The following is a 13,908-nucleotide window of genomic DNA, read 5'->3' as shown; positions in this document are numbered from 1 at the left end:
ACACGGGCCACAGTCCGCCCTGCGAATCACTTGGTTCGCGAATTGAGTTGAATACGCCGGTGGTTTTCGCGGACCTTGCGACAAAACACCGGCAGTAGAATTGACAGGCAACCAGAGGACGATGGCATGTCGCGGATCGCGCTCGTCGACGACGACAGGAATATCCTGACGTCCGTTTCCATGACTCTCGAGGCGGAAGGCTTCGAGGTCGAGACCTACAACGACGGTCAGAGCGCGCTCGACGCCTTCGGCAAGCAGCTTCCCGATCTGGGCGTGTTCGACATCAAGATGCCGCGCATGGACGGGATGGACCTGCTGCAGCGGCTGCGGCAGCGATCCTCTGTCCCGGTCATCTTCCTGACCTCGAAGGACGACGAGATCGACGAGGTCCTCGGCCTGCGCATGGGGGCCGACGACTACGTCCGCAAACCCTTCAGCCAGCGGCTCCTCGTCGAGCGCATCCGGGCGATCCTTCGCCGGCAGGAAGCGATCGCCTCTGACGAGACCGACACGCCCGAGGACACGCAGGTCATGGTCCGCGGCGAGCTGTCGATGGACCCCCTGCGCCACGCTGTGAAGTGGAAGGGCCGCGACGTCACGCTGACCGTGACGGAGTTCCTGCTCCTGCAGGCGCTGGCGCAGCGCCCGGGCTTCGTGAAGTCCCGCGACCAGCTCATGGACGTCGCCTACGACGATCAGGTCTATGTCGACGACCGGACCATCGACAGCCACATCAAGCGCCTGCGCAAGAAGATGCGCGCCGCCGACCCCGAATTCACCGCGATCGAAACGCTCTACGGCATCGGCTACCGCTACAACGAGGAATAGGCTCCGCAAGATGGCCTCCGCGACCGATCTCGAGATCGAGGCCGATACGTCCGGCCGTGGCAGGTTTCGACGCCACCGCAATGCTGCGCGTGGGTTTCCTTCCGGGTCGCAATCCGCGACATCGGCCTTCGACGGTGAGCCCGACGGCGCGCGCGACGGACGGGGCCTGTTCTCGCTCGACCGGTCGCCGATCGCGCGGAAGATCATCTTCTTCAACCTGCTCGCCATGCTCACGCTGGTGGGCGGCGTGCTGTTTCTCAACCCGTCGCGTGACAGCCTGATCGTGCAGCGCGAGCAGGGGCTCGTGACCGAAGCACTGCTGCTCGCGGAGGTTATCGAGGCTTCGTTACCGGAAGATGCGCCGCTCGGCCTCGCTTCGGACGACGGGAGGGACGTGCGCGCGGTGCTCGACGGAATCGAGATGCCGCCTGGCGTCACCGTGCACGTCTTCGACACGCGCGGGGGCATGGTCGCAACGGATATCGGCGACGCGCAACCGACCGCCGTGTCGGGTTTGAACGCGACGCCGCAGAAGACGACGGTCATCACCTCCGCGCTGAACCGGCTGTGGGAACTCGTCTCGGCGCTCTTCGATCCGGACGAAGGCCTTGCGCCCGATCCAGAGGCAATGGCCCGGGATCTCGTGGCCGAGGCCCGACCGGGGGAAACGATCATCCGCGGCTACAATGGGGCCGAGGGCCGGCTCTTCACGGTCGTCACGCCGATCATGTTCGGGGGCTCGCAGACGGGCACGATCTCGGTGACGACGCGTGCGGGCGAGATCGACGCGCTGGTCCGTGTGGAGCGCGAGCAGCTGCTGCAGATGTTCGTCATCGCGCTTCTCGTGTCGATCGGTCTGAGCCTGGTTCTCGCCTCGACGATCGCCAACCCTCTCTCCGACCTCTCGGCGGCGGCCGAGCTCGGTCGCGACCGCCACGCCCGCAAGATGTCGCCGCAGCGTGTCCGCATCCCGGACCTGACTGCACGGCCCGACGAGATCGGACGGCTTTCGGGGGCGCTTCGCGGCATGGTCGGCGCGCTCTACGACCGGATCGACCTGAACGAGCAATTCGCGGCCGACGTCGCGCACGAGATCAAGAACCCGCTCGCTTCGCTTCGGTCCGCCGTGGGCACGATGCGCTTGGCGAAGACGGACGAGCAGCGGCACCGGCTGCTCGAGGTGATCGAGCACGACGTGCGGCGGCTCGATCGCCTCGTTTCCGACATCTCGAACGCGTCGCGGCTGGACAGCGAACTGGTGAAGGAGGAGGAGGAATCCTTCGACCTGGTGAAGATGATCACCAATCTCGGCATCTACCATGCGCAGGAGGCCGACGCGCAGGGGATCGACTTCATCACCGACCTGCCGCGGGAGCCGGTCGTCATCATGGGCCTCGAGGCACGTGTCGCGCAGGTCTTCGTGAACCTCATCACCAACGCGCTGTCCTTCTGCGAGGCGGGCGACGCGGTCCGCGTGTGGATGCGGCGACGCGACAATCGCGTCCTCGTCGTCGTCGAGGATACCGGGCCCGGAATCCCGGAAGCCGCATTGACCAAGGTCTTCAACCGCTTCTATTCCGAGCGCCCCGTGCAGCAGTTCGGCAACCATTCCGGCCTCGGCCTCGCCATCTCCAAACAGATCGTCGAGGCGCATGGCGGCGTGATCTGGGCCGAGAACATCCGCCCGACCGATATGGACATCACCTCCGAACCGCTGGGGGCGCGCTTCGTCGTCGGCCTTCCGGTCTGACGGGCGATCGGGTGGCCGCCGAAGATGCGATCGACGGCGACGCGCTCTTCCGCCTGCACCGGACGCATACGGATCGCGGGACGATTCACGGAACCGCGATCGCGTTGAACGGGCGCGGTCTGCTCGTCCTGGGTGGCGCCGGCGCGGGCAAGACGGGACTCGCCGCACAGCTCATCATGATGGGGGCCAAGCTCGTCTCCGACGATGTAGTTGTCGTGACGCGGACCGGTGCGAGCCTGACCGGGGCGCGTCCGGAGCACGCACCGTCCTGCATGGAGCTGCGTGGTCTGGGAATCGTGACGGTACCGGACGAGGGGGCGACCGCGCTCAAGGCGGTTCTGCATCTCGGGGCATCGGCGGCGCGGTTGCCGGACGCAGAGATCGTATGCCTGCTGGGTTGTTCGCTGCCCCTTCTGCGTCACCCGGCCCGTCACGATACCGCGGCGAAGGTCGCGCTCTGGCTCACCGCGACGTGAGCATCCGTCCGGGCCGTCTTCCGGAAAGCCTTCGGAAACATATCTATGGCATAGCCAGATCATCGCCATGACCCATTCCACAAACTCCATCGACCTTATCCTCGTGACCGGGCCCTCCGGGGCCGGGCGCTCGACGGCGATCCATGCGCTGGAGGATGCCGGGTTCGAGGTCATCGACAATTTACCGCTTTCGCTGACCGCGCGCCTGCTCGAGACGGGGACGGACCGGCCGCTGGCCCTCGGCATCGATGTCCGAAACCGCGACTTCAGCGTGGACGCGTTGCTGTCGCTCGCAGCTCGGCTGCGCACGCGACCCGACTTCGCGGTCCGCCTGCTCTATCTCGATTGCGCGCCGGACACCCTCGTCGCACGGTTCTCCTCCACGCGTCGCCGTCATCCGCTGGCGCCGTTCGAGGATGTCGAAACGGGTGTGGCACGTGAGATCTCGATACTTGCGGATGTGCCCGATCATGCAGACGTCGTCATCGACACGACTGCCCTGACCGTGCACGACTTGAAGGCCGAGGTGCTGCGTTGGTTCGGCGAGGACGACCGCCGACTGGCGATTTCAGTGCAATCGTTCAGCTACAAGCGCGGCGTGCCGCGCGGTCTCGACATCGTGATGGACGTGCGGTTCCTGTCGAACCCGCACTGGGTCGCGGATCTCAGACAGGGGACCGGTCAGGATGGACAGGTCCGCGATCACGTCGTGGCCGATCCGCGGTTTGCGGATTTCTACGACCGCACGCGTGGCTTGATCCTGTCGCTCCTGCCGGCCTATCGCGACGAGGGGCGGGCCCATCTGGGCATCGGGTTCGGCTGCACCGGGGGGCGGCACCGCTCGGTTGCCGTCACGGAAATGCTCTGCGAAACCCTTGCCGAGCAAGGGTGGCAGGTATCTAAACGACATCGGGAATTGGACCGCCGCGGCAACGGGGCGGTCGACAAGGGTCCGGGGACACGGGACCACGGGGTATCCGCCGCATGATCGGCATCGTCATCGTCGCCCATGGCGGGCTCGCAGAGGAATACCGGCTTGCCGTCGAGCATGTCATGGGGCCGCAGGAGGGGTTCCGCGCGATCTCGGTCGCTGCTTCCTGCGATCGTGACGGCAAGGCGGCCGAGATCTGCGCCGCGGCCGACAGCGTCGATTCGGGCGACGGCGTGATCGTGGTGACGGATCTCTACGGAGGCTCACCCTCGAACCTCGCCAAATGCGCCTGCCGGCCCCAGGATCGAGTAATCTTCTACGGCGCGAACCTTCCGGCGCTGATCAAGCTGACGCGTAGTCGGTCGAAGCCCCTGGCCGAGGCGGTGGCCTTGGCGAAAGCGGCCGGAACGCGGTATATGGACGTGGCACAGGGACCGGCCGCCTGAGAGCGGGTTGACCGCTCGGGGGGATGATGGCCACACGACAACTCGAAATCGTGAACGAGAAGGGGCTTCACGCGCGTGCCTCGGCGAAGTTCGTCGAGACGGTGGAGCGCTTCGATGCACGGGCGTGGATCCGGCGCGACGGGATGGAAGCGACCGGCGACTCGATCATGGGGCTCCTGATGCTCGCCGCCTCCCGCGGCGACAGGATCGAGGTCGAGACGTCCGGCGCCGAGGCGGAACCCTTGATGGACGCGCTGGCGGCCTTGGTCGCCGATTTCTTCGGCGAGGGAATGTAGGCGTTCAGCGCGTCGGCTCGGGTGTCTCGCCGCGATAATCGTAGAAGCCCCGTTGCGTCTTGCGGCCGAGCCAACCCGCTTCGACGTATTTTGTCAGGAGCGGGCAGGGGCGGTACTTCGTATCGGCCAGCCCGTCGTGGAGCACGTTCATGATCGCCAGACAGGTGTCGAGCCCGATGAAATCGGCGAGCTCCAGCGGCCCCATCGGGTGATTGGTCCCGAGCTTCATCGCCTGGTCGATCGAGTTCACGTTCCCCACGCCCTCGTAGAGCGTGTAGACCGCCTCGTTGATCATCGGCATCAGGATGCGGTTGACGATGAACGCCGGGAAGTCCTCCGCCGTCGCCGCCGTCTTGCCGAGGCGCTCGACGACGCCGTGGCAGGCCGCGTAGGTCGCTTCGTCGGTAGCGATCCCGCGGATGAGCTCGACAAGCTGCATGACGGGAACCGGGTTCATGAAGTGGAACCCCATGAAGCGCTCCGGCCGGTCGGTGCGGCTGGCCAGTCGGGTGATCGAGATCGAGGAGGTGTTCGAGGTCAGGATCGTCCGTTCGCCCAGGGCGGGAAGCAGTTCGGCGAAGATCGCATGCTTGACGTCCTCCCGCTCCGTCGCGGCCTCGATGACGAGGTCGGTCGCGCCGAGATCGGTGAGCGTCAGCGTCGTCCGGATGCGCCCCATCGCGGCGTCCCGATGTTCGGCGGAGATCTTCTCCCGCGAGACCTGTCGATCGAGGTTGCGGCGGATCAGCCCGACGGCGTCGTCGAGCGCCTCCTGCCGTACGTCGTTCAGGAGGACGTCGTAGCCCGCCAGCGCGCAGACATGCGCAATCCCGTTGCCCATCTGTCCCGCGCCGACGATGCCGATGCTTTCGATGTCCATGTCCCGCCCCCGTCTTCTCGCGCGGACCATAGCAGCGACGGCCGGGGGGGCAAGCGCCCGGCCATTGCGCCAATTGTCGGTGAATCCAACGTTCAACCGAACGGTAATCGGGTGGTGCGACAGTGTTGGCCAGACCTCGAATCACGTGTGGATCGGCATGACCTACGAAGGACGCGTTACCGAACTCGACTATCACCCATGCCGCTACGGCAGCTCGCGCACGATCTTTCGGGGGCCGGCCGTTCGGCTCGACACGCCCTATACGGTCGTCGTAGGCAGCTCGGAGATCTACGGACGCTACGTCGCGGACCCGTTGACCGATCGACTGGCCGAACGGACGGGGCGGCAAGTGGTCAATCTGGGCGTGCAGAACGCGGGGATCGACGCGTTCTACCAGGATGACGACATCATGCAGGTCATCGAGGGTGCCGAGACCGTCGTGCTGCAGGCGATGGGCGCGGCGAACATGTCGAACCGCTTCTACACCGTGCACCGCCGGCGCAACGACCGCTTCCTGAAGCGGTCGGTGGCGATGGACAACCTCTACCCGGATGTCGACTTCAGCGAGTTCTCCTTCACGCGGCACATGCTTCTGAGGCTCCGCGAGCTTTCGGCGGAGAAGTTCGAGCTCGTGAGGCAAGAGCTCGCGACCGCCTGGATCGCGCGGATGCGATCCCTCATCGAACGGGTTCCGGGGCGTCGCATCCTGCTGTCGATCGAGGATCGCCGGGATCAGGGATTGGGGGTCGAGCCGCACTTCGTGACGCCCGACATGCTGCACACGCTGTCGGAAACCCTGGACGGAATCGTCCGCTGCGACGTCACGCAGGACTTCCTCGAGATCGACACGACGGAGATGGTCTATCCCGAACTCGAGGAGGACGTGGCCCGCCAGTGCCTGTCGCCGGCCGCGCATGCGCGCATCGCCGAGGCCGTGGCGGAGGTCATACGAAATCCGCGGGGCCTCACGCTCTGACCCACGAAAGAGGCGCGGCGAACCTTCACGCCGCGCCCCGCCTTCCCAATTGACGTCTAAAGCTTCTCGATCAACTCCGGGACGATTTCGAACAGATCGCCGGCGAGGCTGTAATCGGCGACCTGGAAGATCGGTGCTTCCTCGTCCTTGTTGATGGCGACGATGATCTTCGAGTCCTTCATTCCCGCGAGGTGCTGGATCGCGCCGGAGATGCCGAGCGCGACGTAGAGCTCGGGGGCCACCACCTTGCCGGTCTGCCCGACCTGCCAGTCGTTCGGCGCGTAGCCCGAGTCGACAGCCGCGCGGGAGGCGCCGACGGCCGCGCCGAGCTTGTCGGCCAGTTGCTCGACGATCCTGAAGTTCTGCTCCGAGCCGATGCCGCGTCCGCCGGAGACGACGCGGGCCGCCGAGGTGAGCTCGGGCCGGTCGCTCGCCGCCACCTTGTCCTCGATCCATTCCGACAGGTCCGGATTCTCGGCCGCCGCGATCGTCTCGACCGGAGCCGGGCCGCCGTCGCCCGCGGCATCGAAGGTCGTGGTTCGCACCGTCATCACCTTGACCGCGTCCGAGGACTTGACCGTCTGCACCGCATTGCCCGCGTAGATCGACCGTTCGAACGTGTCCGCGTCGATAACGGCCGACACGTCCGAAAGGATCATCACGTCGAGCAGCGCGGCGATCCGCGGCATGACGTTCTTCGCGTCGGTGGTGGAGGGCGCGACGATGTGACTGTAATCGCCGGCCATCGAGACGACGAGCGCCGCCGTCGGCTCGGCAAGCCGGTGGCCAAGAGATGGGTCCTCTGCCACAAGCACCTTCGCCACGCCCTCGAGCTTCGACGCCGCCTCGCCCGCAGCGGCCGCCTGCGCGCCCGCGCAGAGCACGGTCACATCGCCGAGCTGCCTTGCGGCCGTCAATGCCTTCGCCGTGGCGTCGAGGTTGAGCTCGCCGTTCGAGACCTCGCCGATCAGAAGAACCGCCATCACACCGCTCCCGCTTCCTTGAGTTTCGCCACCAGCTCGTCCACGTCCTTGACCACTTCCCCAGCCTTGCGCACCGGCGGCTCGGTCGTCTTGACGACCTCCAGCCGCGGCGTGACGTCGACGCCGAAATCGGCCGGGCTGTTCTCCTCGAGCGGCTTCTTCTTGGCCTTCATAATGTTCGGGAGCGAGGCGTAGCGCGGCTCGTTCAGGCGCAGATCCACCGTCACGATGGCCGGCATCTTTACGCGGATCGTCTGCAACCCGCCATCGACCTCGCGCGTGACCACGGCATGCTCGCCCTCGATCTTGACCTCAGAGGCGAAGGTCGCCTGGCTCCAGCCCAGAAGCGCCGCCAGCATCTGACCCGTCGCGTTCATGTCGTTGTCGATCGCCTGCTTGCCGGCGAGGACGAGGCCAGGTTGCTCCGTCTCGATCACGGCCTGAAGGATCTTCGCCACCGCCAAGGGCTCGATGTCCTGATGCACGTCGTCGGTCGCCACCACGAGGATCGCCCGGTCGGCCCCCATCGCGAGCGCGGTGCGCAGCGTCTCCTGGCTCTGCTTCACCCCGATCGACACGGCCACGACCTCTTCGGCCACGCCGGCTTCCTTCAGGCGGATCGCCTCCTCGACGGCAATCTCGTCGAACGGGTTCATCGACATCTTCACGTTGGCAAGATCGACGCCCGACCCGTCGGCCTTCACGCGGACCTTCACGTTGTAGTCGATCACCCGTTTCACGGGCACCAGGATCTTCATGGCGATCACCTCCTGCAAGACAGCTTCGCCGGCCGTTTACCGAATGCGCGCAGGCCCCGACAGGCCGAAAACGACGCGGCAGAGCCTCGTGACGCACCGTACGCGCGCGAACGGCGCCGCCGGATGCGGGTCAGCGGTTCGCGCCCGGCACCCACAGGACATCCGCGCGGCCGTCGTCGTTGGCGATCCGCGAGGCCACGAAGAACCAGTCCGAGAGCCGGTTGAGATAGGTCACCGCGGCGGCGTTCACGTCCTCCTGACCCGCCAGCGCCATCGCCAGCCGCTCGGCGCGCCGGGTCACCGTGCGGCACAGATGGAGATGCGCGGCCAACGCGCTGCCGCCGGGCAGCACGAAGCTGCGAAGCGGCTCGAGCGCGTCGTTCATCGCGTCGATCTCCGCTTCCAGCCGATCGACTTGTCCTTGCGTCATCCGAAGCGGGGGATATTCGGCCTCCGCGTCCCGCGCCATGCCCGGCCGGCACATGTCGGCCCCCAGATCGAACAGGTCGTTCTGGATGCGGGCCAGCCGATCGTCCAGCTCCCCCTCCGCATGGAGTCGGGCCAGCCCGATCGTGGCGTTCGCCTCGTCCACCGTGCCGTAGGCCTCGACCCGGGCGGAGGTCTTCGGCACGCGCGTCCCGTCGCCGAGCGCGGTGGTGCCGGCATCGCCGGTGCGTGTGTAGATCTTGCTCAGGACGACCATGCTCAGCTCCCCGATCTCAGCCAGACGAACCCGATAAGCAGCACGACCGCCGCGAACTGCGCGTAGATGCGCCAGCGCATCAGGCGGTTCGCGTGCTTCCGGTTGAACTCGCCACCCTTCGCGAACCCGCCGATCCCGGTCAGCAGGATCACGAGGACGAGCAGGCAGGCGCCGGCCACGATGTAGAAGAGGGGGTCGTCGCGCATGTCGCATCCTTCTTTCGCGTCTGGCCTCCGCAGGTAGGACGGCGCGTCAGGATTTCGAGACGAGTGCGTCCATCGCGCGCGTGGGCAGGGCGCGCTTCATCAGCATGGCGAGCGTGGAGGGCACCGTCACGCGGTAGCGCGCACGGGGGCGCGGGCTTTCGACCGCGTGGATCAGCGCCCGGGTCACCGCGCGCGGCGGCAACTCGAACCGCGCCGTGTTGTCCCGGTAGAGCCGGTGCATCAGCGCCTCGTAATCCGCGCGGCGCGGCGAGGCGCGCCAGTCGATCCAGCGCTCGAACTGTTCCCGCGCGTTGGCGCGGAACCGGGAGGTGACGGGGCCGGGCTCGATCAGCGCGACGTGCAGCCCGGTGCCGCGCATCTCCATCCGGAGCGTGTCGGTCAGACCTTCGAGCGCGAACTTCGTCGCGTTGTAGGCGCCCCGCCACGGCGCGGCGGCGTAGCCCAGGACGGAGGAGTTCTGCACGATCCGGCCCGCTCCCTGCGCTCGCATGGCCGGGATGACCTGCCGCGTCAGCTCGTGCCAGCCGAAGACGTTGGCCTCGAAGATCGCGCGGAGCGCGTCGGTCGGCATGTCCTCGACGAGACCCGGGATCGCGTAGGCGCCGTTGTTGAAGAGCGCGTCGAGCCGGCCGCCGGTGAGAGGCCATATTTCGTCCAGTGCGGCCGCGATGGTGGACGGATCCTCGTAGTCGATCCGGGGGGCGATGAATCCCTGGTCGCGAAGCCTGTCGCAGTCCTTCGCCTTTCGGCAGGCGGCGAACACCGTCCAGCCGCGCGCGCCGAGCGTGGTGGCCGCGTCGAGGCCGATGCCGCTCGAACAGCCGGTGATGAGGATGGACCGCGTCACCGGCTTCGGGGGCCCCTCCGGGATCAGGCGGGCTGCAGGAACCGCGCGGACATGAACCCCGTGCGCCCCGTCTCGACGTCGCGGATTTCCCGCCAGCCATCGACGGTCTCGCCGATCGCCTCGGCCAGTGTTCCCTCGGCGAGGCTGTCGATCACGCCGTAGGCGGTGGAGGGCCCGCCGCGCATGTTGACCCGCGAGCCGGTGACCCGGAACAGGTCGCCTTCCGGCTCGGCTGCGGCCGCCACGGGATCGGCCGCGTCCGCGTTCGATCTGGCCAGACGGACCAGGGTCGGTTCGCCGATGCGCCGTGCCTTGGCTGCGTCCGGAGCCGGCGTGGCCGCGGCGATCGCGGCGGCGTCGGGCACGACCGTCGCAGTCACGGCGGCACGCGTCACGGCCGCCTGGCCCGTCTGCGGGGTCGACAGGATCACGGGCCGGTCGTATCCGGGCCCGGACTGCATCGTCATCGCCGGTCGGGCGGGCGCGGTTTCGCCGGTCTGCTCCAGTGGCTGGCCCCAGACCACGAAGCCGGCATAGATCGCGATGCAAAGGGTCAGGGTCATCTTCAGCATGCGGGGCCGGCCTTCCGGAATGATGCGATCTCGAATGGTGATCCAACCGCGTGGCACGGCGGAGGTTCCTCGGATGCGCCCCCGAAGGTTAACATCGCCGGCCCGCGCGCTCTAGCACGAAGCCGTTAAGGAACCGTTCGGAGACCGGGCGACGTCTTCACCCGGCGGGGCGGCTTGTGCCGTGAGGACTGGCCCGCTAGACGCAGCGCCCATGGACGAGCCGACCGACCCCCCCGCCGAGGCCGTGATCTCCGAGCCGCTCCGCCGGGCCATCGGCGACCGCTATCTGACCTACGCCCTCTCGACCATCATGAACCGCGCGCTGCCGGATGCGCGGGACGGTCTGAAGCCGGTGCATCGCCGCATCCTCTACGCCATGCGGGAGCTTCGCCTGTCCTCGAACGGCGGCTTCCGGAAGTCGGCCAAGATCTCCGGCGACGTGATGGGCAACTACCACCCGCACGGCGACGCCGCGATCTACGACGCGATGGCGCGGCTCGCACAGGACTTCAATGTCCGCTATCCGCTCGTGGACGGGCAGGGGAACTTCGGCAACATCGACGGCGACAACCCCGCCGCCGCCCGCTACACCGAGGCGCGGATGACGGCGCTGGCCGAGGCGCTGCTCGACGGGCTCGACGAGGACGCGGTCGACTTCCGCGACAATTACGACGGCACGCTGCGGGAGCCGGTGGTCCTGCCCGCCGCCGTGCCGAATCTGCTCGCCAACGGCGCCGCGGGGATCGCGGTCGGGATGGCGACCAACATCCCGCCGCACAATCTCGACGAGCTGATCGCGGCCTGCCTGCATCTCATCAAGTCGCCGAACGCGCGCGACGAGACCCTGCTCGAGCACGTGCCCGGGCCGGACTTTCCAACGGGCGGCCTCATCGTCGAGCCCCGGGAGAGCATCCTCGAAGCCTACCGCACGGGACGCGGCGCCTTCCGCTTGCGGGCGCGCCATCATGTCGAGGAACTTGGGAAGGGGCAGTGGCAGATCGTCGTCACCGAGATCCCCTACCAGGTCCAGAAGGGCAAGCTGATCGAGAAACTGGCCGAGCTCGTGACGACCAAGCGCGTCCCGATCCTCGCCGATATCCGCGACGAGAGCGCCGACGACATCCGCATCGTGCTCGAGCCGAAGTCGCGCAACGTCGATCCGGACGTGTTGATGAACACGCTCTACCGGCTGTCGGAGCTGGAGACGCGGTTCGCGCTCAACATGAACGTGCTGATCGACGGGCTGACGCCGCGGGTCTGCTCGCTGCGCGAGGTCCTGCAGGCCTTCCTCGACCACCGGCGCCAGGTTCTCCTGCGCCGGTCCCGTCACCGGATGCAGAGGATCGACCACCGGCTCGAGGTGCTGGAGGGCTTCATCCTCGCCTTCCTGAACCTCGACCGGGTCATCGACATCATCCGCTACGACGACGCTCCGAAGGCCGCACTGATGCACGAGCCCTGGGGCGAGGGTTACGTGCGGGCGCGGGACGAGGGCGATTACCGTTCGCCCCTGCCGACCGACCGCGACCAGACGCTGACCGAGGTGCAGGCCGAGGCGATCCTGAACATGCGCCTCCGCGCCCTGCGCCGCCTCGAGGAGATGGCGCTGCTGCGCGAGCGTGACGCGCTGATGGCGGAACGCGCCGGTCTCGAGGACCTGCTGGCGCAGGAGGGGCTGCAATGGAAGGCCATCGCCGACGAGCTCCGCGCGCAGCGCAAGCTCTTCGGCAAGGCCACCGAGCTCGGCCGCCGGCGCAGCGACTTCGCCGACGCGGTCGAGGTGGAGGACGTGCCGCTCGAGGCGATGATCGAGCGCGAGCCGATCACCGTCGTCTGCTCGCGCATGGGCTGGATCCGGGCGCTGTCGGGGCATCAGCCGCTCGACCGCGAGCTCAAGTTCAAGGACGGCGACGGTCCCGCCTTCAAGTTCCACGCCGAGACGACCGACAGGCTCATCGTCTGGGGCAGCGACGGCCGCGCCTTCACCATTCAGGCCTCCGCGCTGCCCGGCGGGCGGGGGATGGGCGAGCCGCTGCGCCTGATGATCGACCTGCCCAACGAGACCGCTATCGTCGACATCCTGATCCACCAGCCCGGCCGCAAGCTGCTGCTGGCCTCGAACCGCGGCGACGGCTTCGTCGTGCCGGAGGCGGAGATGGTCGCGATGCGCCGCGCCGGCAAGCAGGTGCTGACCGTGAAGGCCGGCGACGCGGCGTTGCGCCCGATCGTGGCCGAGGGCGATCACGTCGCCTGTATCGGCGACAACCGCAAGATGCTGGTCTTCCCCTTGACCGAGCTTCCCGAGATGCTGCGCGGCAAGGGCGTGCGGCTTCAGAAGTTCAAGGACGGGGGTCTGTCGGACGTGACCGTCCTGACGCTGGCCGACGGACTCAGATGGGCCGATCCGGCCGGGCGCATCCGCTACGAGCCGGACCTGGCCGAATGGCTGGGACAGCGGGCCCAGTCCGGCCGCATGGCGCCCCGAGGGTTCCCCCGCGACAACCGGTTCGCTCCGGCATGAGTGACGCGCTGACCCGGCGGGCCTTCGGGGGGCTGTCGCTCGCCGGGCTCTCGGCCTGCGCCGTGCCTGACCCGCTCGGGGTGGACCTGCCGGAAATGGGAAGTTTCCAGCTCGCCGACACGGTCGTCGTTCCCGAGACCGCGAAGAAGATCCCGCCCTCCCGGAACGCGACCGACGCGGAGCTCAAGCGTGCCATGACCTCCGAGATCGAGCGCCGGTTCGGCCGCTACGCGGGCGGAAAGGACTTCATCATCGCGGTCGCCATCGACGGCTATGCGCTCGCCCCGCCGGGCATCCCCGTCCTGCTGACGCCGAAATCGATCCTCGTCGTCACCGCCAATCTCTGGACCGCAGAACCGCAGGAGAAGATCGGCGGTCCGCACCAGATCACGACCTTCGAGGGGGCCAATTCGCTGCTCCTCGGGTCGGGCCTCGTGAAGGACGCCGAGGCGCAGCTCACGACCCTGGCGCGCAACATGGCGAGCAAGATCCAGAGTTGGATGCTGCGCCGCCCGGAATGGTTCGACCTGCCCGCCTGATCGCCCGCCGCATGCCCTTGCCAAGCCGGGTCCATGGGGCTAGACGGCGCCCGATGCAATTCAGGGGGTCCGTGGGGCCCCCTTACAAGTCAGGGGCCCATCATGGCGAAGGCAAAGTTCGAACGCACGAAACCGCACGTGAACATCGGGACGATCGGTCACGTGGATCACGGCA

16 protein-coding genes are annotated in these 13,908 nt (G+C 67.5%); 9 read left to right on the top strand and 7 right to left on the bottom strand.

Features of this window, described 5'->3' with window-relative positions:
• The first annotated feature begins 126 nt into the window (after window positions 1-126).
• From Q1A87_RS02075 to Q1A87_RS02050, 6 genes are all read left to right on the top strand, one after another.
• Complete coding sequence (locus tag Q1A87_RS02075; RefSeq protein ID WP_299646579.1) at window positions 127-828, top strand: response regulator transcription factor; 702 nt, start codon at window positions 127-129, stop codon at window positions 826-828.
• A gap of 10 nt (window positions 829-838) precedes the next feature.
• On the top strand, window positions 839-2,578 hold the full coding sequence (locus Q1A87_RS02070) for a sensor histidine kinase (protein ID WP_299646578.1): 1,740 nt from the start codon (window positions 839-841) through the stop codon (window positions 2,576-2,578).
• 11 nt (window positions 2,579-2,589) lie between these two features.
• Entirely contained in the window at window positions 2,590-3,054 is a 465-nt protein-coding gene (locus Q1A87_RS02065; protein ID WP_299646576.1) for a serine kinase, read from the top strand.
• Between the two features lie 67 nt (window positions 3,055-3,121).
• Window positions 3,122-4,042, top strand: a complete 921-nt coding sequence (rapZ, locus tag Q1A87_RS02060; RefSeq protein ID WP_299646574.1) for an RNase adapter RapZ — start codon at window positions 3,122-3,124, stop codon at window positions 4,040-4,042.
• Entirely contained in the window at window positions 4,039-4,431 is a 393-nt protein-coding gene (locus Q1A87_RS02055; protein ID WP_299646572.1) for a PTS fructose transporter subunit IIA, read from the top strand. Before rapZ ends, Q1A87_RS02055 begins: the two co-directional genes overlap by 4 nt.
• Before the next feature lie 26 nt (window positions 4,432-4,457).
• Window positions 4,458-4,727: an HPr family phosphocarrier protein gene (locus tag Q1A87_RS02050; RefSeq protein WP_299646570.1), complete on the top strand. Its 270-nt coding sequence runs from the start codon at window positions 4,458-4,460 to the stop codon at window positions 4,725-4,727.
• Between the two features lie 4 nt (window positions 4,728-4,731).
• On the opposite strand, the gene Q1A87_RS02045 is transcribed toward Q1A87_RS02050, so the two are convergent.
• Window positions 4,732-5,607, bottom strand: a complete 876-nt coding sequence (locus tag Q1A87_RS02045; protein ID WP_299646568.1) for a 3-hydroxybutyryl-CoA dehydrogenase — start codon at window positions 5,605-5,607, stop codon at window positions 4,732-4,734.
• Window positions 5,608-5,764: 157 nt separating this feature from the next.
• Between Q1A87_RS02045 and Q1A87_RS02040 the strand changes: the two genes are divergently transcribed.
• Complete coding sequence (locus Q1A87_RS02040) at window positions 5,765-6,583, top strand: DUF6473 family protein (protein ID WP_299646566.1); 819 nt, start codon at window positions 5,765-5,767, stop codon at window positions 6,581-6,583.
• Window positions 6,584-6,639: 56 nt separating this feature from the next.
• On the opposite strand, the gene Q1A87_RS02035 is transcribed toward Q1A87_RS02040, so the two are convergent.
• The 6 genes from Q1A87_RS02035 to Q1A87_RS02010 all read right to left on the bottom strand — a co-directional run bounded on the left by Q1A87_RS02035 (window position 6,640) and on the right by Q1A87_RS02010 (window position 10,673).
• Entirely contained in the window at window positions 6,640-7,566 is a 927-nt protein-coding gene (locus Q1A87_RS02035) for an electron transfer flavoprotein subunit alpha/FixB family protein (protein ID WP_299646564.1), read from the bottom strand.
• Entirely contained in the window at window positions 7,566-8,324 is a 759-nt protein-coding gene (locus tag Q1A87_RS02030) for an electron transfer flavoprotein subunit beta/FixA family protein (protein WP_299646562.1), read from the bottom strand. Before Q1A87_RS02030 ends, Q1A87_RS02035 begins: the two co-directional genes overlap by 1 nt.
• A 130-nt stretch (window positions 8,325-8,454) precedes the next feature.
• Window positions 8,455-9,027 (bottom strand): cob(I)yrinic acid a,c-diamide adenosyltransferase, encoded by a 573-nt coding sequence (locus tag Q1A87_RS02025; RefSeq protein ID WP_299646559.1) that lies wholly within the window; start codon window positions 9,025-9,027, stop codon window positions 8,455-8,457.
• 2 nt (window positions 9,028-9,029) lie between these two features.
• A complete protein-coding gene (locus tag Q1A87_RS02020) occupies window positions 9,030-9,233 on the bottom strand; it encodes a twin transmembrane helix small protein (protein WP_299646557.1) in 204 nt (67 codons plus the stop codon).
• Between the two features lie 46 nt (window positions 9,234-9,279).
• A complete protein-coding gene (locus tag Q1A87_RS02015) occupies window positions 9,280-10,101 on the bottom strand; it encodes an SDR family NAD(P)-dependent oxidoreductase (RefSeq protein WP_299646555.1) in 822 nt (273 codons plus the stop codon).
• Between the two features lie 23 nt (window positions 10,102-10,124).
• Window positions 10,125-10,673 carry an SH3 domain-containing protein gene (locus Q1A87_RS02010; RefSeq protein WP_299646553.1) on the bottom strand — a complete coding sequence of 183 codons (549 nt, stop codon included), beginning with the start codon at window positions 10,671-10,673 and terminating at the stop codon, window positions 10,125-10,127.
• 211 nt (window positions 10,674-10,884) lie between these two features.
• On the opposite strand from Q1A87_RS02010, the gene Q1A87_RS02005 reads away from it, so the two are divergent.
• Both Q1A87_RS02005 and Q1A87_RS02000 read left to right on the top strand, forming a co-directional pair.
• Window positions 10,885-13,194 (top strand): DNA topoisomerase IV subunit A, encoded by a 2,310-nt coding sequence (locus tag Q1A87_RS02005; protein WP_299646551.1) that lies wholly within the window; start codon window positions 10,885-10,887, stop codon window positions 13,192-13,194.
• Entirely contained in the window at window positions 13,191-13,733 is a 543-nt protein-coding gene (locus tag Q1A87_RS02000; RefSeq protein WP_299646549.1) for a hypothetical protein, read from the top strand. The genes Q1A87_RS02005 and Q1A87_RS02000 overlap by 4 nt, the downstream gene beginning before the upstream one ends.
• Window positions 13,734-13,908 lie beyond the last annotated feature (175 nt).

The sequence above is a fragment of the uncultured Jannaschia sp. genome (assembly GCF_947494055.1).
Lineage (GTDB): Bacteria > Pseudomonadota > Alphaproteobacteria > Rhodobacterales > Rhodobacteraceae > Jannaschia.
The sequence above is the reverse complement of the archived record's forward strand: the minus strand, read 5'-3'. Positions and strand labels throughout refer to the sequence as shown.

What these genes read in the sequence shown, in the direction of transcription:
- Q1A87_RS02075 (WP_299646579.1), top strand. Translation starts at nt 127, where the DNA reads ATGTCGCGGATCGCGCTCGTCGACGACGACAGGAATATCCTGACGTCC.
- Q1A87_RS02070 (WP_299646578.1), top strand. Translation starts at nt 839, where the DNA reads ATGGCCTCCGCGACCGATCTCGAGATCGAGGCCGATACGTCCGGCCGT.
- rapZ (WP_299646574.1), top strand. Translation starts at nt 3,122, where the DNA reads ATGACCCATTCCACAAACTCCATCGACCTTATCCTCGTGACCGGGCCC.
- Q1A87_RS02055 (WP_299646572.1), top strand. Translation starts at nt 4,039, where the DNA reads ATGATCGGCATCGTCATCGTCGCCCATGGCGGGCTCGCAGAGGAATAC.
- Q1A87_RS02050 (WP_299646570.1), top strand. Translation starts at nt 4,458, where the DNA reads ATGGCCACACGACAACTCGAAATCGTGAACGAGAAGGGGCTTCACGCG.
- Q1A87_RS02045 (WP_299646568.1), bottom strand. Translation starts at nt 5,607, where the DNA reads ATGGACATCGAAAGCATCGGCATCGTCGGCGCGGGACAGATGGGCAAC.
- Q1A87_RS02040 (WP_299646566.1), top strand. Translation starts at nt 5,765, where the DNA reads ATGACCTACGAAGGACGCGTTACCGAACTCGACTATCACCCATGCCGC.
- Q1A87_RS02035 (WP_299646564.1), bottom strand. Translation starts at nt 7,566, where the DNA reads ATGGCGGTTCTTCTGATCGGCGAGGTCTCGAACGGCGAGCTCAACCTC.
- Q1A87_RS02030 (WP_299646562.1), bottom strand. Translation starts at nt 8,324, where the DNA reads ATGAAGATCCTGGTGCCCGTGAAACGGGTGATCGACTACAACGTGAAG.
- Q1A87_RS02025 (WP_299646559.1), bottom strand. Translation starts at nt 9,027, where the DNA reads ATGGTCGTCCTGAGCAAGATCTACACACGCACCGGCGATGCCGGCACC.
- Q1A87_RS02020 (WP_299646557.1), bottom strand. Translation starts at nt 9,233, where the DNA reads ATGCGCGACGACCCCCTCTTCTACATCGTGGCCGGCGCCTGCCTGCTC.
- Q1A87_RS02010 (WP_299646553.1), bottom strand. Translation starts at nt 10,673, where the DNA reads ATGCTGAAGATGACCCTGACCCTTTGCATCGCGATCTATGCCGGCTTC.
- Q1A87_RS02005 (WP_299646551.1), top strand. Translation starts at nt 10,885, where the DNA reads ATGGACGAGCCGACCGACCCCCCCGCCGAGGCCGTGATCTCCGAGCCG.
- Q1A87_RS02000 (WP_299646549.1), top strand. Translation starts at nt 13,191, where the DNA reads ATGAGTGACGCGCTGACCCGGCGGGCCTTCGGGGGGCTGTCGCTCGCC.